At 44.9% G+C, this 20,904-nt stretch carries 17 protein-coding genes; 14 read left to right on the top strand and 3 right to left on the bottom strand.

The annotated features are described in order from the left end of the window. Positions 1–126: 126 nt before the first annotated feature. On the top strand, positions 127–1,569 hold the full coding sequence (locus H6A32_RS16450) for a polysaccharide deacetylase family protein (RefSeq protein WP_118637753.1): 1,443 nt from the start codon (positions 127–129) through the stop codon (positions 1,567–1,569). A gap of 73 nt (positions 1,570–1,642) precedes the next feature. Here the strand turns inward: H6A32_RS16450 and treR are convergent, their stop codons facing one another. Further along, positions 1,643–2,377: a trehalose operon repressor gene (gene treR, locus H6A32_RS11805; protein WP_430749589.1), complete on the bottom strand. Its 735-nt coding sequence runs from the start codon at positions 2,375–2,377 to the stop codon at positions 1,643–1,645. 155 nt (positions 2,378–2,532) lie between these two features. Between treR and treP the strand changes: the two genes are divergently transcribed. Beyond that, on the top strand, positions 2,533–4,512 hold the full coding sequence (treP, locus tag H6A32_RS11800) for a PTS system trehalose-specific EIIBC component (RefSeq protein WP_204864421.1): 1,980 nt from the start codon (positions 2,533–2,535) through the stop codon (positions 4,510–4,512). Positions 4,513–4,527: 15 nt separating this feature from the next. Next, positions 4,528–6,195: an alpha,alpha-phosphotrehalase gene (gene treC, locus H6A32_RS11795; protein WP_243424918.1), complete on the top strand. Its 1,668-nt coding sequence runs from the start codon at positions 4,528–4,530 to the stop codon at positions 6,193–6,195. A 132-nt stretch (positions 6,196–6,327) separates the two neighbouring features. Here the strand turns inward: treC and H6A32_RS16920 are convergent, their stop codons facing one another. Further along, positions 6,328–8,367, bottom strand: a complete 2,040-nt coding sequence (locus tag H6A32_RS16920; RefSeq protein WP_204864420.1) for a Maf family nucleotide pyrophosphatase — start codon at positions 8,365–8,367, stop codon at positions 6,328–6,330. Positions 8,368–8,669: 302 nt separating this feature from the next. Here H6A32_RS16920 and rplM point away from each other — a divergent pair, with 302 nt between their 5' ends. The 11 genes from rplM (at position 8,670) to H6A32_RS11740 (ending at position 19,977) form a co-directional block, all read left to right on the top strand. Beyond that, positions 8,670–9,098: a 50S ribosomal protein L13 gene (gene rplM, locus H6A32_RS11785; RefSeq protein ID WP_087168485.1), complete on the top strand. Its 429-nt coding sequence runs from the start codon at positions 8,670–8,672 to the stop codon at positions 9,096–9,098. Between the two features lie 26 nt (positions 9,099–9,124). After that, positions 9,125–9,517, top strand: a complete 393-nt coding sequence (gene rpsI, locus H6A32_RS11780; protein WP_087168484.1) for a 30S ribosomal protein S9 — start codon at positions 9,125–9,127, stop codon at positions 9,515–9,517. Between the two features lie 571 nt (positions 9,518–10,088). After that, positions 10,089–10,358, top strand: a complete 270-nt coding sequence (locus H6A32_RS16435) for a hypothetical protein (RefSeq protein ID WP_243424917.1) — start codon at positions 10,089–10,091, stop codon at positions 10,356–10,358. Between the two features lie 86 nt (positions 10,359–10,444). Further along, a complete protein-coding gene (locus tag H6A32_RS16430) occupies positions 10,445–10,882 on the top strand; it encodes a hypothetical protein (RefSeq protein ID WP_243424916.1) in 438 nt (145 codons plus the stop codon). Between the two features lie 97 nt (positions 10,883–10,979). Then, positions 10,980–11,651 (top strand): response regulator transcription factor, encoded by a 672-nt coding sequence (locus H6A32_RS11770; protein WP_087169702.1) that lies wholly within the window; start codon positions 10,980–10,982, stop codon positions 11,649–11,651. Next, complete coding sequence (locus H6A32_RS11765; RefSeq protein WP_204864419.1) at positions 11,636–12,598, top strand: sensor histidine kinase; 963 nt, start codon at positions 11,636–11,638, stop codon at positions 12,596–12,598. Before H6A32_RS11770 ends, H6A32_RS11765 begins: the two co-directional genes overlap by 16 nt. A 77-nt stretch (positions 12,599–12,675) precedes the next feature. Continuing rightward, positions 12,676–13,371 carry an ABC transporter ATP-binding protein gene (locus H6A32_RS11760; RefSeq protein WP_204864418.1) on the top strand — a complete coding sequence of 232 codons (696 nt, stop codon included), beginning with the start codon at positions 12,676–12,678 and terminating at the stop codon, positions 13,369–13,371. Continuing rightward, positions 13,361–15,856 (top strand): ABC transporter permease, encoded by a 2,496-nt coding sequence (locus H6A32_RS11755; protein WP_204864417.1) that lies wholly within the window; start codon positions 13,361–13,363, stop codon positions 15,854–15,856. The genes H6A32_RS11760 and H6A32_RS11755 overlap by 11 nt, the downstream gene beginning before the upstream one ends. Before the next feature lie 115 nt (positions 15,857–15,971). Further along, positions 15,972–16,988, top strand: coding sequence for a DUF7309 domain-containing protein (locus H6A32_RS11750; protein ID WP_138373726.1), 1,017 nt, complete (start codon positions 15,972–15,974; stop codon positions 16,986–16,988). Between the two features lie 638 nt (positions 16,989–17,626). Continuing rightward, positions 17,627–18,850 carry a 5-bromo-4-chloroindolyl phosphate hydrolysis family protein gene (locus tag H6A32_RS11745; protein WP_087169707.1) on the top strand — a complete coding sequence of 408 codons (1,224 nt, stop codon included), beginning with the start codon at positions 17,627–17,629 and terminating at the stop codon, positions 18,848–18,850. Then, complete coding sequence (locus H6A32_RS11740) at positions 18,847–19,977, top strand: toxic anion resistance protein (RefSeq protein ID WP_087252747.1); 1,131 nt, start codon at positions 18,847–18,849, stop codon at positions 19,975–19,977. Before H6A32_RS11745 ends, H6A32_RS11740 begins: the two co-directional genes overlap by 4 nt. Positions 19,978–20,051: 74 nt before the next feature. Here the strand turns inward: H6A32_RS11740 and H6A32_RS11735 are convergent, their stop codons facing one another. Further along, positions 20,052–20,540, bottom strand: coding sequence for a DUF2798 domain-containing protein (locus H6A32_RS11735; protein WP_204864416.1), 489 nt, complete (start codon positions 20,538–20,540; stop codon positions 20,052–20,054). Positions 20,541–20,904: the final 364 nt, after the last annotated feature.

Genomic DNA, 20,904 nt, shown 5'->3' with positions numbered 1-20,904 from the left:
ATACAAATATGAATATAATAAATAAATTTTAAGAAATCTTAAAAAATGATTCATTGACTATGGTGGGAGGGGGTGCTATTCTGATGACTACAAAAAGCGACAACATAAGATAAGGATACAAAAAGCATGAGAAAAGTTATGAAAGAACACAGAAAGAGAAGCAACGTAAAAGAAGAAAGAAAACGGCAGTTATTTATAAGAATAGGCCTGACGGTTCTGATACTGCTTGTGTTAGCCGGCGCAGGAGGATTTTTATATACCTTCACACATCCACTGAAGCTGAAAGGCGGTGTGATCGAACATGAGATGGGAGAGGCATTTGATCCGATGGACCAGATAAAAAAGGTATGGTTTGGAAAACCGGAGGAGGTTTCTGTAAAATCCAGTGTTGATATATCGAAAGAAGGAGATTATCCGATTGTTTATACCTGGCGAAACCACAGTGAAAAAGCGGTAGTAAAGGTGAGAGATACGACTCCGCCGGATCTGGAAGTAAAGGATTATACCACTGACATGACAGAAGAAATCAAACCGGAGATGTTTGTGGAAAAGACGGAAGACCTTTCTGATGTAACGGTCCGTTTTGCGGAGGAAGGAAGCTGGGATGAAGAAGGAAATTACACGGTGGAGATCCTGGCAGAAGATGCGAGCGGCAATCAGACGGTCAAAGACGCGGTGCTGACAAGAAAAAAAGATACGCAAAAGCCGGAAATCCAGGGAGTACAGGATTTGACGGTGAAGCAGGGAAAGGTACTGGATTTCTCTCAGGGGGTAACTGTGACAGATGATATGGATCCGTCACCATCCCTGGAGATTCATTCTGAAAATGTAGATCTTGCCGTGCCTGGATCTTATCAGGCGGTTTATACTGCAAAAGACCGTTCCGGAAATCAGGAGGAAATCGTGCAGAATATTACGGTGGAAGCAAATCCGGAGTGGGATGAGAAGATCGTTTATCTTACATTTGATGACGGACCATCGGATAATACGAAGAAAATTCTTGATATTCTTGATCAGTATAAAGTAAAAGGAACTTTCTTTGTTACCGGAAATAATCAGAAAAAGAATGATCTGATCCGTCTTGCTTATGAGAAGGGACATTCCATCGGTCTTCATACATATACGCATGACTATGCTTCAGTCTACGCATCGGAAGAAAATTATTTTAAAGATCTTCAGGAAATATCCGATATGGTGGAAAATGTCACCGGAGAGAAGTCCTGCCTGATCCGGTTCCCGGGAGGTTCAAGTAATACCATCAGTAAAAAGTATGTACCGGGGCTGATGACGAGACTGACAAAAGCGGTTCAGGAAAAAGGATATCAGTATTTTGACTGGAACTGTGATTCTACGGATGCCAGCGGAAATAATGTCCCGGAAGAAAAGCTTGTCGCGGAAGCAACATCATCCTGCGCAAAGCATATCAATATCCTGATGCATGATACTGATGCAAAGGATACGACAGTAAAAGCGCTCCCGAAAATTATTGAACATTACCGTAAACTTGGATATGCGTTCAAGGGTCTGACGATAGATTCCTATGCTCCGCATCATCATGTGAATAACTGAATAAAAGTAAGAAATGTATCAAAAGCAAAGCCAGAGGACAAAGCCATCCGGAAACAAGGAGATCCGGATGGCTTTATTTTTTCTTTCTTGCCGCAACATCCTGGAACTGGAAATAATCCGGGCGGTGCCGCGACTGCGTGTATTCAAACTGAATACCGTTGTCATCATAGGTCTGATTGGTAATAACGGCAAGACAGTTATAGTCTTTCAGATCCAGATAGGTTTCATCCACCTGAGTCATATGTTCCACAGTCATGGTACGCTTGCTTGTTGCGATGGTCATTCCAAGTTCATTTTCCAGATAAGCATAGACGGAATGACGGGCAATCTCCGGGGTCAGACCTTTTATTTGTTCGGCATTGAAATAATTGTGGTCAAGGATCAGAGGAATTCCATCCAGATAACGCAGCCTCTGTATGTAGTAAAGCGGTGTCCCGAAAGCAAATCCTGTTTTTTTGGCGATTTTTTTATCGGCGGAAAGCTCGGAAAACTGAAGAATCCGTGTGAAAGGAACTTTGTTGTTCCGGAGAGCGGATTCCTGAAAGGATTCAATCCCGCCCACTGTAAAGGCAGCCTGTTCGACAGGCTGAAAAATGTTGCGGACACCTTTCCCGTGCATGGGTTGAACATATCCGTCAGAAGTCAGTTCGGCCAGGGCACGGCGGACAGTGTTGCGGGAACAGCCGTATGTTTTGACAAGAATGTGCTCAGAAGGGAGAAGCTCCTGATAAGGATAGGTCTCGTCTTCAATTTTCTGTTTCAGGTCATGGTAAATCATATCGTATTTCGCTTTTGGCAAATGGAGCACTTCCTTTCTTGTTTAAACATCTTAGTTACAGTATAAAGAGAAGAGATGCAGAAATCAAGAGAAAGTTATAAAAAAACGATTGACATGTTTAAACAAGTATGCTATATTCGAGTTGTTCAAACAAGTTCGCAATAAAAAGAAAAGGAGAGAGAACCATGGCGAAATACGAAAATGACGTGAAGCAGCTCTTAAAGCTGATCGGCGGCAAAGAAAACATCCAGGCTGTTTCCCATTGTATGACGAGAATGCGTTTCGTACTCGTGGATCCGAAGAAAGCGGATGAGAAGGCCATTGAAGAGATTCCGGCAGTAAAAGGAACATTCACACAGGCAGGGCAGTATCAGGTAATTATAGGAAATGATGTGTCCGTATTTTACAACGAGTTCACTTCCTACGCAGGCATCGAAGGAGTCAGCAAGGAAGCGGCAAAGGCGGCGGCCAAGACAAATCAGAATGTGGTGCAGAAGATTATGGGAGCGCTTGGCGAGATCTTTGCCCCGCTGATCCCGGCCCTGATCTGCGGAGGTTTGATTCTCGGATTCCGGAATATTATCGGAGAGATCAATTTTTTTGAAAATGGAACAAAGAGTCTTGCGGATATGTATCAGTTCTGGGAAGGAACTTACAACTTTCTGTGGCTGATCGGCGAAGCCGTTTTCCATCTGCTGCCGGTTGGTATTGTGTGGTCCATCACAAAGAAGATGGGTACGACACAGATCCTTGGTATTATCCTTGGACTTACTCTGGTATCTTCCCAGCTGTTAAATGGATTCAGCGTAGCGGACACTCCGGCAAGTGAGATTCCGGTATGGGATTTCGGATTCGCAAAGGTAGAGATGATTGGTTACCAGGGACAGGTCATTGCGGCTATGATGGCAGGCTTTGTACTTGTTTATCTGGAAAAGTTTTTTAAGAAACATTGTCCGGAAGTCATCAGTATGATTGTTGTACCGTTCTGTTCTCTCGTTCCGGCAGTAATTATTGCCCACACTGTAGTAGGACCGATCGGCTGGACAATCGGGAATGCCATCGCAGATGTCGTTTACGGCGGCCTGATGTCCAATTTCGGATGGCTGTTTGCAGGGCTGTTCGGACTGCTGTACGCACCGATTGTCATGACGGGCCTTCACCACATGACAAACGCTATCGATACACAGCTTGTCAACACGTATGACGGCACGATTCTCTGGCCGATGATCGCACTTTCCAACATCGCGCAGGGATCCAGTGTACTGGCCATGTCCATTCTTCAGAAGAAAAATGAAAGGGCACAGCAGGTGAATGTTCCTGCATGTATCTCCTGTTATCTCGGAGTTACAGAACCGGCCCTTTTCGGTGTCAACTTAAAATACGGATTCCCGCTGATCTGCGGTATGATCGGTTCCGCCATCGCGGCCATGATTTCCGTAGGATGCGGTGTTCAGGCACTGAGTATCGGTGTCGGCGGACTTCCGGGCATCATTTCCATCAAGCCGGAATTTTATCTGATCTTCCTGCTTGCCATGGCAGAAGCGATCGTTGTACCATTCCTGCTGACATTCTTCGTAGGAATGAAGAAACTTTCAGCAGAAGACAGAGGTCTCGTGGAAAAAGAAGCTCGGGAAAAAGTTTTGGCAGAAGCCCCGGAAGCAGAAGCGGTTCTGGAAACAGAAGCAAAAGAAGAAACACCGTCAGAACCGGTTACAGAAATCAAAGCAATTTTAAGCGGAAACGTGATTCAGATTGAAGAAGTAGATGACAATGTGTTTTCACAGAAAATCATGGGAGACGGTGTTGCTATTGAACCGACCGACACGACAGTGGTAGCTCCGGCAGATGCAGAAGTCAGCATCGTAATGGCCGAGACTGGACACGCATGCGGCCTGACACTTGCAAATGGTATGGAGATTCTGATCCATGTAGGCATCGATACGGTAGACATGGGAGGAGACGGATTCAAACTTCTTGCAGCTCAGGGAGATCATGTCAAATGCGGCACACCGCTGATCCAGTTTGATCCGGAGAAGATCAAGGCGGCAGGACATCCAACAACCACCATGCTGATTGTGACAGGAGAAGGAAGTGCAAAGAATATTCAGATGAAGCCGGGACAGACGGCAGAGGCAGGAAAGACAACAGTGATCTCGTTTGAATAAAAAGGAAGGGAAAGTATGATGAAAACGACAGATTTCAGGAAAAGTACGGTATATCAGATTTATCCGAAATCATTTTATGACAGCAACGGAGACGGCCTCGGGGATTTAAGAGGAGTCATCCGGAAGCTGGACTACATTCAGGAACTTGGAGTCGATTACATCTGGATGACACCGTTCTTCGTATCACCGCAGAACGATAATGGATACGATGTGGAAGATTACTACAATATCGATCCACGTTACGGCACGATGGAAGATGTAGAAGAACTGATCCGCGAAGCGGACAAGCGAGGGATCCGTCTGATGTTTGATATGGTATTCAACCACGTATCCAGCCGCCATGAATGGTTCCAAAAAGCAATGGAGGGAGATCCGTATTACAAAGACTTCTTCTTCTTCAAAAAAGGGAAAGAAAACGGGGAACCACCGACCAACTGGGAAAGTAAATTCGGCGGAAGCGCATGGGAATATGTAGAAAAGTTTGATGAATACTACCTGCATCTGTTCGATGTAACACAGCCGGATCTCAACTGGGACAACGAAAATGTACGAAAAGAAGTCCAGAAGGTAGTCCTCTTCTGGATGGGAAAAGGAGTCAAAGGATTCCGCTTTGACGTGGTCAATCTGATCAGCAAAGACCGTTTTGAGGATGATTACGAAGGAGATGGAAGAAGATTTTACACAGATGGACCAAACATCCATAAATACCTGAAAGAACTCCATGACATGACTTTCGGAACCGATACGGAGATCATCACTGTTGGGGAAATGTCCAGCACTTCCATGGAAAACTGCTTCCGGTACGCAGGGGCCGATACCGGAGAACTCTCCATGGTATTCAGCTTCCACCATCTAAAAGTTGATTTTATGGGAAATGAAAAATGGGTTCTCGTACCGGCCGATTTCGGAAAGTTAAAACAGATCCTCTTCGACTGGCAGACCGGAATGGAACAGCATAACGCATGGAATGCGGTCTTCTGGTGTAATCACGATCAGCCAAGAGTCGTATCCCGCTTCGGAGACGAAGGCCGATACTGGAAAGAATCCGCCAAAATGCTCGGAACTATCATCCACATGCTCCGCGGAACCCCATACGTGTACCAGGGAGAAGAAATCGGAATGACCAACGCCAAATTCACCGATATCACCCAATACCGGGACGTAGAAAGCATCAACCACTACCGCATCCTGCAGGATAAAGGCCTTTCGGCATCCGATGCATTCCGCATCATACAGGTTCATTCCAGGGATAACGGACGCACACCGATGCAGTGGGATGATACACCAAACGCCGGATTCACTGACGGAACCACAGAACCATGGATCGGCGTCACACCAAATTACACAGAAATTAATGCAAAACAGCAGCTGGAAGATGAAGACTCCATCTTCCACTACTACCAGAAACTGATCCGGATTCGGAAAGAACTGGACGTAGTAGCTTATGGCGACATTACACCACTCGCCCAGGAACATCCGTCAGTATTCGCCTATAAACGACACTATCAGAACGAAAATATGATCGTCGTTAATAACTTCTACGGAAAAGAAACCGAATGGAAGACAGATATGGATCTCACAGGATACCAGTGCATCCTCGGAAACTACAAAGATGCAGCCATGCCGGAAACAGGAAAATGGACACTACGCCCGTACGAAAGCATGATCTGGTACAAAAAATAGCCCACGTCGTGTACCTGTGAAAAAATCAACAAACCTCCGCCAGCCTTTGGAATTACTGGGCTGGCGGAGGTTTTACGTTCATCGGGGACGTGTTCCGGTGCACCGGAACACGTCCCCGATAATAGTCAAAATTTAAAACCGTATCCATTTTTTGAGTTCTTGATAGATCCGTGCGATCGGGAGGCCGACGATGGCGTTGTAGTCTCCGTGTATGCCGCGGACGTAGATGGCGAATGCGCCCTGGATTCCGTATGCGCCGGCTTTATCGTATGGTTCGCCGGTGGCGAGATAGGAATCAATTTCAGTGTTTGTCATTGGATAGACGTCCACATCGCTTTTTTCAAAGAAGGTATTTGTCTTTGTGTCTGCACCGTCATGGAAGATAAGGCTGACGCCGGTGTAGACTTGATGGGTATGATCCTGCAGAGACTGGATCATGTGTCGTGCTTCTTCTTCGCCGGATGGTTTTCCGAGAATCTTTCCGTTGTTTGATACGACCGTATCGGAGCCGATCACAAGAAATGGTTCTCCTGGATGGGAGGCAAGCCGGTCTGTGTAGACGTTCTGGGCTTTTTGTTCTGCAAGTTCCTGCACAACGTCTTCCGGGCGGGAGCTGGTGATGTACTCTTCGCAGGAGGAAGGACAGACCACATGCGGGATTCCGGCCTGGGTCAGAAGCTCGGTGCGTCTTGGGGATGCGGATCCGAGGACGACGGTAAGGTCGGCAAGGGACAGCGTTGTGTTTTGCGCTGTGCAATCGGAAGAAGCATAAGATTCAGCGGTTTTACATTCGATGTTTCTTTCTTCCCCTTTTTGTTCCGCTTCTTTCTGAGTTACTGTATCGTATTCCGGGTGGGAATCCGGATCAAATACGAGAATCTGTACGCTGTATGGCTTCATGGTCAGCTGTCCGTTCATTGTAAAGCGTGTGTCTGCTGCAAGATCGCGGACCTCGCCCTGCAGTTCGCCGTGATTTGCCGTAAATTCGGTTCCTTCAGCATTGATGGCAACAAAAATCTGTTCCCGGTCAGTCCTGCGCTCGAAAATAAGCTGGCGGTTGGTAATCATTACATTTCGATAGGAACCGTTGCAGAGTGCATCGCTTTTCTGGCGGAACGAAATCAGCTTTTTAATATAGGAAGTCAGTTCGTTTGGTTTTGGAGCGTCAAAGCAAGGACGGAGCGCGTAATCGTTGTCCGGTGCTTTCATGCCTTCTTCTCCCCATTCGCTTCCATAATAAATGCATGGAATTCCCGGCATCGTCATCAAAGTACCGTAGACCGGATACAGATGTTCTTTCTGTTTTAAGATGCTGGCAATTCGTGTGACATCGTGGTTGTCCACAAAGGTCATGAGATGCTTGCCTCGGTAAATACACCATTGTTCCGGGCCGAACTGCCGATTCAGAGAATGGGCAATCTCAAACAGATTCATATCATTGAAACTGGAAAAAAGTCCTTTGTAACATTCATAATTGGTGCAGCTGTGCAGCATGTCATCGTTGACGATCTGATTGTAGTCTCCGAATAAAACTTCGCCGATCAAGGCAAAATCCGGTTTGATGCCGGAAACAAAGCTCCGGAGCCGCCGCATAAAATTGTGATCCAGGCTGTAAGCCACGTCCAGGCGCAGCCCATCGATGTCGAAGGTGTCAATCCAGTATTTGACGCAGTCCAGAAGATAGTCCACAACGGCAGGATTTTGAAGATTCAGTTTGACCAGTTCGTAGTGCCCTTCCCAGCCTTCGTACCAGAAGCCGTCATGATATCCGCTGTCCCCGTCAAAATTAATATAGAACCAGTCTTTATAAGGAGAATCCCATTTCTTTTCCTGAACATCGCGAAATGCCCAGAAACCGCGGCCGACATGGTTGAATACTCCGTCCAGTACCACACGGATTCCGTGGCTGTGGAGCGCCTGGCAGACTTCGACAAAATCATCATTGGTGCCAAGCCGGCAGTCAAGTTTACGGAAATCTCTTGTATCATATCCATGATTATCGGACTCAAAAATCGGATTCAGAAGAATGGAGTCCACTCCAAGATCCGAAAGATAATCTGTCCAGTCGAGCAGTTTGCGGATACGGGGAACGGTCTGGCCATCGTTGTGCACCGGTGCACCGCAGAACCCGATTGGATAGATCTGATAAAAAATACTATGATAAGCCCACATAAAAAGCCTCCTCATTTCTGTTAGTTTGTGCTATTCTATTTGAAAAAGAATAGTATCAGTTTAGCACGACAAAAAATAAGATTCAACGGGTCCCTGCGCAGAAAAGAAAACGGGACCTGAAACTGCCGAAAAATCAAGAAAAAAGTGAAAAAAAGGTTGACACAGAAGAGGCAGCATAATATAATAAAGCAGTATGGCGTGAGAAGAAAACAGTTTGCACCAAAGCCCCGGAGCGGACTGATTTCCCAATAGATACATGAGTTTATAGAAGAAAATAGAGATTGTAAACAGGAGGTCAACCAATGAAGACTTATATGGCTAATCCAGATAAGATTGAAAGAAAATGGTATGTAGTTGATGCAGAAGGACAGACATTAGGTCGTCTTTGCTCTGGAATTGCAAATGTTTTAAGAGGAAAAAACAAACCGGTTTATACACCGCACGTAGATACAGGAGATTACGTAATCGTAATCAACGCTGACAAAGTTAAAGTAACAGGTAAGAAGATGGATCAGAAGATCTACTACAACCACTCCGAATATGTTGGCGGAATGAAAGAGACAACTCTGAAAGAAATGATGGCAAAGAAACCGGAAAAGGTAATTGAGCTTGCTGTTAAGGGAATGCTTCCGAAGGGACCTTTAGGAAGAGCAATGATCAAGAAACTTCACGTGTACGCTGGACCAGAACATGCTCATGCAGCTCAGAAACCAGAAGTGCTGACATTTTAAGGAAAGGTTGAGAGGAGGAAATTACAGTGGCTAGTGCAAAATTCTATGGAACAGGAAGAAGAAAAAAATCCATCGCAAGAGTATATTTAGTACCGGGAACAGGTAAAATCACAATCAATAAAAGAGATATCGACGAGTATTTCGGACTTGAAACATTAAAAGTAGTAGTTCGTCAGCCGCTCGTTGCTACAGAAACAGCAGATAAATTTGACGTTTTAGTAAACGTACACGGAGGCGGATATACAGGACAGGCTGGTGCAATCCGTCATGGTATCTCAAGAGCATTACTTGAGGCAGACGCTGAATACAGACCAGTATTAAAAGCAAACGGATTCCTTACACGTGATCCACGTATGAAAGAACGTAAGAAATACGGCCTCAAAGCAGCTCGTAGAGCACCACAGTTCTCCAAACGTTAATCTCACGTTTACGAAGAATATCAGAAGAATTTTTATCCCGGAAGTCTCGGCTTCCGGGATTTTTCTAAAACAAATCACAAAGCAAATCTTAGTATTCGAACATATTCAAAGGCAAAAATCAGCCAAAACAATTCCAAATGAAACTGCTTGTACGGTTATATATATGAAATTTTTTATCTTGTCCGTGGCAATCGGAAACGAATTCGGCTCCATGAGATAAATATCTATTTTTAACCGTATGATTTAGAGCATGCATCGGTTATTTTAAAGAAAAATGAAATTGCAACCGTAGTAAGCAGAGAAAAAGTACGGTTATATTTCCAGGAAAATAAGTTACATCCGTACAGTATCATGAAAAACTACGGTTACAATTTTAGGAAACTAGTTTTCAACCGTATGACATAACAAAAAGCTACAGTTGTATTTGACAAAAATGAAATTACAACCGTATGGCGCGATTTGGACTACAGCTAGTTCAGCAAAAAAGTTTGTATTAACCGTACGGTTTCTAAAATAAGACAGCATTGTCGTGATTCAAACGATACTATGCAGAAATGGAAGGGGAAATGATATGACAGGTATCAAAGAAATGCTGCTGAAGGAACAGGACAGATTAGAAAAGATTCTTTCCAAAACGAGGAAACAGGTAAAAGATGCTCCGCCGGGATCCTTACGCCTGTCTAAAAGCAGGGGGTGGATTCAATATTATCACTGCATGCCGGGAGAAAAGAGAAATGGAGCATATATTCCGAAAGCCGATGAGGAACTGCCGCAAAAACTTGCTCAGAAAGCATATGATGAAAAAGTGTTGAAACTTGCCGAGAAGAGACTGGCCAGCTAAAAAGGATCGCAAAAGATTATGAGGATGATGAAATAGAAAACCTATTCATGAAGGAACATCCTGAAAGAAGAAAATTGATTTGTCCGGTGGAGCCATCATGGGATCAGCAGATACAAGAATGGGAATCCGGAGAATATAAACGGAAAGAATTCCGTGAGGGTACACCTGTAATCATGACTGACAAAGGGGAGAGGGTGCGGTCGAAATCAGAGAAGATTCTGGCCGATTATTTCTACAGAAAAGGAATTCCGTATAAATATGAGTGTCCGCTCTATCTCAATGGTTTTGGCACTGTTTATCCCGATTTTACATTCCTGTCTAAAAAGACCGGAAAGGAAATTTACTGGGAGCATGATGGGAAAATGGACAGTCCGGAATACGCTGAAAATGCGGTCAGAAAAATCAACGCATACGAAGAAAATGACATTTTCCCGGGCGAAAGACTGATCCTCACATTTGAGACGGGGAAAACAATCCTGAATACAAAACGAATCGAAGAGCTCGTCGCCAGATATCTCATCTAAACTACAAAACAATCACAATCCTGTGATTTTTCCCTTGAAGAAAGCCAAAACTACCAAAATATGATACGATGGAACAAGAAAGATGGGAGGGAAAAGGATGCAGACATTATTGATTGTAGAAGATGATTTTGATTTGAATCATGCCATCTGCCTGGTGTTGGAAAAAGAGGGATATCGCGTTTTTTCAGCGTCATCCGTGGAAAGTGCCAAAGAGATCTGCCGGAAGGAAGAACTCCAGCTGATCATTCTGGATGTCAATCTGCCGGACGGGAACGGATTTTCTTTCTGCGACTGGGTAAACCACGAGAAAAAAACTCCGGTGATGTTTCTGACTGCCAGAGATCTGGAGGAGGACGCTCTGGCCGGATATGACATGGGAGCCGTGGATTATGTGACGAAGCCGTTTTCCATGAAAATTCTGTTAAAAAAAATCAGTATTATACTGAAACATATGATCCCGGATGATTCGAAAGAGTACGATGATGGATGGCTGAAAGTGGATATCGATGGTGCAAAAGTCTTTGCGGGAGAGGAAGAATGTCTTCTTACACCGACAGAATTCCGGCTTTTGCGCCAGTTTTTGATGAACCGAAAGCAGCTGCTCACCTATGATGTGCTGCTGGAACGATTGTGGGACGGTGGAAATCAGTTTGTCGACAAGCATGCGCTGGCAGTCAACATCAACAGGCTGCGCGGGAAAATCGAGGATGAAGAGCACAAATATATTTCAAATGTATACGGGATGGGATATCAATGGATTGGAGCATAATACTGGCGGGTCTGATGACAGCGGCTTTGCTTGTTCTTGGACTTAAATATGTCAAATTAAAGAAGGACGTACTGACTTTTGAAGGAAAGCTGGAACGAAATATGGATGCGCTTCTGTCGGGGAGAGGACCGGATACGACAGAAGAAGTGGAAGATACCTTGTTTGGAAAATGCAGTGTCAGAATGAACCAGATTGGACGGATCTGGAAGCAGAAAGAGGAAGAAAACCGGGCAAGCAGGGAAGAACTGAAAAGCCTGATTTCCGATATTTCCCATCAGACGCGAACCCCGCTTTCTAATATGAAGGCATACCTTTCGCTTCTGCGGGAAGAGACGCAGCCGGACCGTCAGGAAGAATTCCTGAACAGCCTGGACAAGCAGGCGGATAAGCTGGAATTTCTTCTCCAAAGCATGGTGAAAATGTCCCGGCTGGAGACGGGGCTGATTCAGGTGCAGATGAAAACTTCTGATTTGTGCACTACAATCCGGAAGGCGATTGAAGAGATTGTGCCGGCGGCTGCGGGAAAACAGATCGCGCTTTATGTAGAGTGCCCGGACAGACTGTGGCTTCTTCATGATAGTAAATGGACGGAAGAAGCGATATTTAATGTCCTGGATAATGCTGTGAAATATACGCAGCGAGGCGGGGAGATTCATATCAGTGTGACCAGACAGGAGATTTTTACAAAAATCAGTATTCAGGATAATGGAAAAGGCATTGCACTGGAACGACAGGCGGAGATTTTTAAACGCTTTTACCGGGAACCGGAGGTGCACGAAGAGCCTGGAATCGGAATCGGCCTCTATCTCACAAGAAAGATTCTGGAACTTCAGAACGGATACATCGAAGTCCGATCCCAAGAAGGCGAGGGATCTGTTTTCTGCCTCTATCTTCCGGAAAGTCCGGAGCAGAATGTGGAAAATCACAAAACCGAGAATATTGCGTAATGAGACAGGTTTGTGATTTTTGACAGATATCCTTTAAGTGTAGATAAAAATGACAGCAGAAAGTGAGGAGGGTATCTATGAGTCAATGGATGGTAGAAGCAAAAGGTTTGAAAAAGTATTACAGGCTGGGGGAACACATTGTTAAGGCGCTGGACGGCGTGGATTTTACAGTAAAAGAGCAGGAATTTGTGGCGATTGTCGGGAAATCGGGCAGTGGGAAAAGCACACTTCTTCACATGCTGGGCGGATTGGACACTCCCACGGAAGGAAGCGTCTGCATAGACGGGAGAAATCTGGCCGGAATGAATAAAGAGCAGCTGACGGTATTCCGCCGCAGAAAGGTTGGATTTGTTTTCCAGAATTATAATCTGGTGCAGGATTTGAATGTATACGAAAATATCGTACTGCCAATTGAACTGGACGGGCGCCCGGTGGACAAAAGATTTATGGAAGAGATGTTGGATCTTCTCAAGCTTCAGGAAAAGAAAGAAGCACTTCCGAGCAATCTGTCCGGCGGCCAGCAGCAAAGAGTCGCCATTGCGCGGGCGCTTGCATCAAAACCACGGATTCTTCTTGCCGATGAACCGACCGGAAATCTGGACAGCGCATCCGGCCATGACGTGCTGGGGCTTCTGAAAGTGGCTGCAAAACAGTTCCGGCAGACGGTGATCCTGATTACCCACGATATGGACATTGCCCAGATGGCGGACCGGATTGTCCATATCGAAGATGGAAAAATCGTGAAAGAAAGGGGCCTTCACGATGAAAAATAATAATGGGCAGATCATTTCCAGACTGGCAAAAAGTGCGCTCGTAAAAAACAAAAGAAAAACGCTTACAATGTTTTTCGCTGTTTTATTGTCCGCCTTTCTTCTTTTCAGCGTGCTGACAGTCGGAGTGACTTATTTTAAAATGCAGAGGATCCAGAATATCCGAATGAACGGAGCTGAGTTTGATGCGATTATGTATGGAGTGACGGAAGAGCAGCAAGAATTCTGCGACGAAAACAAAGATATTCTACGGACCGGAATCTGCGCGGTGTCGGGATATGTAGAGGCGACAGACAAGGACAATACCCCAAACGTCGGACTGATGTGGGCGGATCCGACGTTCTGGGACACCATGATGGAACCGGCCCGGACGTCTGTAGAGGGAGAGTATCCGAAACAGGAAAATGAAATCATGGTGACGGAGAAGGCACTGGAAGAATGTGGCTATGGCAATCTCGATATCGGTGATACATTTCGAATGACGGTCGGAACGCCAAAAGGATCGTTTGAAAAAGAGTTCCGGATTTCCGGAAAATGGAGCGGCTACGGTGAGAAAAAGATATTTTATGTCTCCCAAAGTTTTTATGAAGCGTCCGGCTACCAGGTTTCGGATGTTGCCTCCGGCCGGTTTTATATGGATATCCGGCAGAAGCTGATGACGGAAAAAGAGCAGAATGCTCTGATTGAGGATATGAATCTTGGAAAGCAGCAGAGAATGTTCTTTTCAGAGGATATGAGCTTTTCGATCTCCATTGTGACGGGTATGATCGGGCTGGCCGCCATGATCTGTCTGTGTGCCTATCTTCTGATTTATAATATCATGTATCTGTCAGTGGCAGGAAATACAAGGTATTACGGACTTCTTCAGACGATTGGAATGACGGAACGGCAGATTTACAGCATGATTTACCGGCAGATGGCGGTAATCGGAGGGGGCGGCGCTGCATGCGGAATCCTTCTCGCGTGTGCAGTATCCTTTTTCCTGATCCCCTTTGTGGTAGAGTCACTTGGAATCCGGACCGGGCAGGCAGGGCAGGTGCAGATTTCCTTTCATCCGCTGATCTTTGCGCTTACCATTCTGATTGTAGGAATAACGGTAATGGCGGCGGGAAGGAAACCGGCAAAGATCGCGGCAGGATGTTCGGCGCTGGAAGCGATTGGCTACCGGCCGCAGAAGAACAGAAGCTATTCCGGCAAGACCGGAAGAGGAAAGGTGCTGTGGAGACTGGCAAAGAAACAAATCACGAAAGAGAAAAAGAAGACAGGGGTTGTGATGGTTTCTCTTGCCTCCGGGCTTTCGATATTTCTGTGTCTGGCAACTCTTTTTTCCAGTCAGGGAGCAAGAGAATATACATCCAACTCCATGGATCTGGATCTGGTTGTACAAAATGACACGATTCGGAAAGAAACACAGGAGGAAAGGAAAGCGGTTCTGGATGATTCCGCTTTGGAGAACATGAAGCAGACACAAGGTGTAAAAAATGTACATCCGGTCTTTTTTGCGGAGATCATTGTGCCATGGGAACCGGAGTTTTCCGACATGTGGATGAAAGAATTTTATGAAATGTGGATGACGATTCCTTATGAGGATGAGAAGAAAGAATATCAGGAACATCCTGAAAATTTTGGCACTTCCATGATCGGGATCGATCAGGCAGCATTTGAAAATCTGAATCAGGCGTTGGCAGAGCCGGTGGATGAAGAAGCATTTATGCGGGGCGATACCTGCATTCTGTATCGGGACGGTCTGGATTTTACAAGTTCGGATGTCGAGGGAAAAGAGGTGACCTGCGCAGAGTATTCCAATCCGGAACATACGAAGACATTTTCCATTGCAGGCCTGACGGATGACAATTACTATACGGCGCTGGTTGGATATCCGCCGACCATCATTGTCTCAGAACAGGCGCTCAAAGAATTTGCGGCAGAACCAATGCTTTTTAAGATGGGGATCTATTATGAGGAAACATATGATCAGGAGACAGAAGACAGGATTCTTGGTGAACTGGAAGAGCTTTCCGGATACAGAGATTTATCGATGGAATCCAAAATTGATCTGATGGAAACGATCCGGGAGGCACAGGGAAATATGATGCTGGTAGGAACCGGGCTTGTGTTTATTCTGGCACTGATCGGTATTATGAATTATATCAATACCTCGATCAGCAGTGTGCAGAACAGGCTGGTGGAACTGTCAGTGATGGAAAGCATCGGAATGACTGACCGGCAGATGAAATGGATGCTGCTTCTGGAAGGATTGCTTTACGCAGCAGGATCCCTTCTGATTACCATGACTGCCGGACTTGCAGTAACCTATGGAATCTTCCAGTCCATGAATTACCGCGGCGCTCCATTCGCCGTACCGGTTTTACCGCTCGTATGCGGAATTGCAGTCGTATTTCTGATCTGTATGACAGCACCTTTTATTGCATGGAAGAAAATGATGAAACAACATTCCCTGATAGAACGAATCCGGGGATTTGAATAACGAGACGAGTTAAGCAGGCAGACAAACTGGATATTGACGATACAGGAAAAAGGGATTAACATTAACTTATCATTTAATGTTTTGTATAAAACTAAAGGAAATTGAGGTGAAAAGCATGAGGAAGGAAGCCGGCAGGGAAGAATGGAAAAAACTATATGATGTGGCGACCAGAATCAGGGAATTGAAGCCGTGGGAGGACTTTTGGGATCTGGATCTGATTTGCCTGAGAGAAGGAGAAAAGGAGGATGCAGCCTTTGTCAGCATTCTTGGAAAAGGCGGAGAATATTATGGGATTGTTGTATATGAGGGGTACAGGGATCTCAATACGTTTATGATGATGCTGAATCAGGAAGCACTCAATTTGTCAACGGAGTTTGTAATGGGAAATCAGAGCAGTCTGGCCTGCTATTGGGGAAACAGAGAAGAGCTGACGGAAAAAGAGAGAGAAATCATCAAAGATACAGGATATAAATATCGTGGGAAAAATCAGTGGCTCTATTTCCGTTCCTATAAAGAAGGCTATTATCCATATCAGCTGAATCAGGACGAAGTGCATCGGATGTGCTATTATCTGGAGCTTCTGGAAGAGGCGGTTCTTACATACCGCAGCGAGGAGGTAAATGTAAACTTCCGGGGTGGAGAAATGTATGTGTATTCCATAGATCCGGATACGGATAATCATTACTGGGGTGCGGAAGAGCTTCCGTTTGTCTCCTTTAATTACCGGAGTCTGAAACTGAATGATGCAGAAATCATAGAGACGTTAAAAAATGTACCAAATAATCGTTACGTTCTTGAAATGGATGTGGCATATCAGGCCGCAAAAATCAATGACAAAAGCTACGACCGTCCGGGAAGTATGAGAATGGTTGTGATAGCGGAGGCCAGGACAGAGCTGATTATGAAAGCGCAGATTCTCGGGCCGGAGGAGGATCAGCTGGAATCACTGGCAAACAGCCTGATCGAGTTTATCGGACAGTTTGGCGCACCGAGAGAGATCCGTGTCAGCAATATCATTGTAGAGGCGGCGCTCGAAGAGCTTTGTGAGATTACTGATATCAAGTTGAGACGGGTGAAGCGGCTTCCGGTCATTGAAGACTTTATGAATGGTATGGGAGAACGGATGCGATAAGGATGAATGAGACAGGGTTTTATGCCCTGTCTTTTCTGAATCTCTGAGATTGTGAAAGGACAATCCGAAAAAGACAAAATATTCTGAAAATAAATATTGCAAAAGGAAATAATAAATTAATGAAGAAAATATAGATAAATATATTGACAAAACGAAATTATGGTGCTATTATATAACCATAAAATAACAGACCAGAATTGTAAGACGGACGCGAGCCGTAAACATTCAGTTGTTATTTCCTTTCAACACAGGTGTTGGACGTTCCGAGAAAAATACAGGCGCTGAGTATCGGGACATCAAGTTTATGAAAGAGAGGTACAGACCACCAAAAACGTAAACTTATTTACCAAAATGAAATCCGGAAGAAAGAGGTAAACGAATGATTGAAGAATCAAAGTAAAGACGGGTGCTGATATTTAAAGTATTGGTATCCGTCTTTACACGTGGTATCAGAGGAGTGGAAGCGTCAAACCGCTTCTTTTTTTGTTGGAAATTTGTGCCTGTCCGGTGGGGGTGAATGGATGACAGAGAAGGTATGAAAATTTACTCAGGCATGGTGGAATCTCTTGAAGTGTTAAAAGTGATAAAGTATAATAATTGCATGGATCCGTTTTAAAAACGGAAGAAAGGATGCAGAAATGAGAAATTACTGGGATTGGGAAAGATTCGGAGAAGACATCAGGAGAACTGTTCAGGATGCCGTAGATTCGATGGATTTCAGAAGTCTGAATCAGACGATTACCGATACGATTAACAGTGCGGCGGGAAGCTTCAGGAAAAATTCAGGGAGCGCCAGACAGAGTGCAGGCGGAGAGCAAAGCACAAAAAAAGACTGGGCAAAAGTAGACTTAAGCAAGCTGAAGCGGCCGGTACTGTACGCCGGAACCGGAGGTAAGAAAGCAGCCGGCATGGCACTTTCCATTACAGGACTTGGAATTGGAGCAGTGTTTTTGCTTGGGTTCATTTTCACCGGTCTGACTATGCTTTTGCTGGAGCAAAATGCAGGCCTTACGTTTGGGTTTGTTACGCTTCTGATATTTACAGTGATTTTTGGAGGAATCGGGGCGGCCGGGCTGAAGAAGCTTGGGCGTGTAAGGCGTTTTCAGAGTTATCTCTCTGAACTGCAGGGAAAAGAATACTGTAATGTAAGCGAACTGGCCAGACGGACAAGGAAAAAGGAGAAAACCGTTTTAAAAGATCTGGAATGGATGATCGAAAAGCGCTGGTTTTTACAGGGACACCTGGATGATACAAATACATGCCTGATTACAAGCAACGATGCTTATGACGCGTATCGGGAGCTGATGCAAAAGCAGCAGGAAGCCCGAAAGAACGAAGAAGAAGAGAAAAAGAAAAAGGCATGGGAAGCGAAAACAAGGGAGGAGGAGCGTGCCAGAAAGAGGCAGCAGATGGATCCTCAGATCCGTACCGTAATCGAGACCGGGCAGAACTATATCCGGAAGCTGAAAGAGTGTAATGATGCGATACCGGGAGAAGTTGTATCCGAAAAGATTTCAAGGATGGAAGAGCTGACAAAGCGGATCTTTGAAAGAGTGGAGCAGGACCCGGATGCGGTGGATGACATTGAAAAGCTGATGGAATATTATCTCCCGACGGCGGTGAAACTGCTGGAAGCATATGAGGAGCTGGATCACCAGCCGGTACAGGGTGAAAATATTCTGAACTCTAAAAAAGAAATCGAAGATACACTTGATACGCTGAATATCGCATTTGAGAAGCTTCTGGATGACCTGTTTCAGGAAACAGCCTGGGATGTTTCATCAGATATTACTGTGCTGAAAATGATGCTGGCACAGGAAGGACTTACAGAAGACGATTTTAAAACAGGAGGGAAATCATGAGTCAGGATTTAAAAGATTTACAGACAGGTCCGGTATTGACCCTGGATCCGTTTCAGGATACGAAACAGGAGATCAAACCGGAGGAAAAAGAAGAGCCGGTTATGGATGAAAACGTATTGACAGACGAAGAGCGGAAAATGGCAGAGCAGTTTGCAAACCAGATCGATCTGACGAATTCGACCATGATTCTCCAGTATGGAGCCGGAACACAGAAAAAGATGGCCGATTTTTCGGAGACGGCGCTTGATAATGTGCGGACGAAAGATCTTGGCGAAGTGGGAGATCTTTTGAGCGGCGTTGTACAGGAACTGAAAAATTTTGATGAAGAGGAAGAAAAGGGATTTTTCGGCATTTTCAAAAAGCAGGCAAACAAACTGCAGAATCTGAAATCAAAATATGCAAGTGCAGAGACGAATGTCAATCAGATCTGCAAAGTACTGGAAGGGCATCAGGTTCAGCTTATGAAAGATATTGCCCTGCTGGACAAGATGTATGAATTAAATCTGACCTATTTTAAAGAATTGACCATGTATATCATGGCCGGAAAAAAGAAACTCAAAGACGTAAGGGAGAAAGATCTTGCAGAAATGAAACTGAAAGCGCAGAGAAGCGGTCTTGCTGAAGATGCGCAGTCGGCCAGAGATCTGGAATCCATGTGTCTGAGATTTGAGAAAAAGATTCACGATCTGGAGCTGACAAGGATGGTATCCATCCAGACTGCGCCGCAGATTCGTCTGGTACAGAATAATGATACAATTATGGCAGAAAAAATCCAGTCCACGATTGTCAATACCATTCCGCTCTGGAAGAGTCAGATGGTACTTGCCCTTGGTGTTGCACATTCCAGACAGGCAGCAGAAGCACAGCGTGAAGTGACAGATATGACGAATGAGCTGTTAAGGAAAAATGCAGAGACTCTGAAGATGGCAACGGTAGAAACCGCAAAGGAATCCGAAAGAGGCATTGTAGATATGGAAACGCTCAAAGCGACCAATGAATCACTCATTTCTACTCTGGATGAAGTAATGCAGATTCAGGAAGACGGGCGTAGAAAGCGTCAGGAGGCAGAAGTAGAACTGCGAAAGATGGAGCAGGAATTAAAGGACAAGCTCCTTCAGATCAGATAATAAGTAAAAAAAGGCGTCCGTACGAATAAAAGTGCGGGCGCTTTTTGTGTGAAAGCGAAAGACTGCTGACCGTATTACTCGGCTGTACAGACTTCGGTACGACTCTTTCTTTCGAAAATCATGCGGAAAATAAAGCGCACAAGCGGGCCGCAGAAGAAAATCTGCCAGAAAAAGGCCATCGGGAAATTGCAGACAAATGTCTGAAGCCATACCGGAATAAATTCAACACCGGGATGTTTAAAAATCACAGTGGCCCAGAAGCTCATGATCGGGCACATGAAAGCGACGGTGACGCTCGCTCTGGCAAGCGTGACGAAAATCGGTTTATCTTCGCCCGGGGTTACAAGACGGAACGCAATCTTTGGCGCAATCCGGTCGATAAAGAAGAAGCCCGTCACAAAGCAGATCGGGTAAATAATGACCATCTCACGAAAGGCATAGAGAATACCGGCATTTGTCAGTCCGCGCGTACGCAGGCCGGTATTATAGAGTTCCATTGCTGCAACCATGAAAAAGGTCATCAGCAGTCCATAGATTACTTCTTGAAATTTTGTTTTTGGCATAATCAGTCCTCCTTAATTCATTTCAATGAAAAAGGCGTTAATCCACTGAATGCACAATAGACTACGCCTGGAAGACTTATTTCTATTTTGGCTGATTAAAGCCCTTTCCTTGTTTAGGTAACTATAAGATTTATTTGTACGTCGATCCGTACGCTGATGATTATAGCAAATTTATATTTAAAATTCAAACAGAAATTTTTCTCATAAAAACAGTAGAAAACATGTGATGAAATAAAAAAGAAAAAAAGATAAAAAAGTTGTTGACATTTATAAGCCTGGATGATAATATATAACACGTTCCGCTGATAACTGTCAGCACAAAACATCTCAGAGTGACAATCCTGAGGACGGCTTTTCCGCATTG

Origin of the sequence: Drancourtella massiliensis (genome assembly GCF_016900655.1) — a bacterium.
Lineage (GTDB): Bacteria > Bacillota > Clostridia > Lachnospirales > Lachnospiraceae > Sellimonas > Sellimonas catena.
The sequence above is the reverse complement of the archived record's forward strand: the minus strand, read 5'-3'. Positions and strand labels throughout refer to the sequence as shown.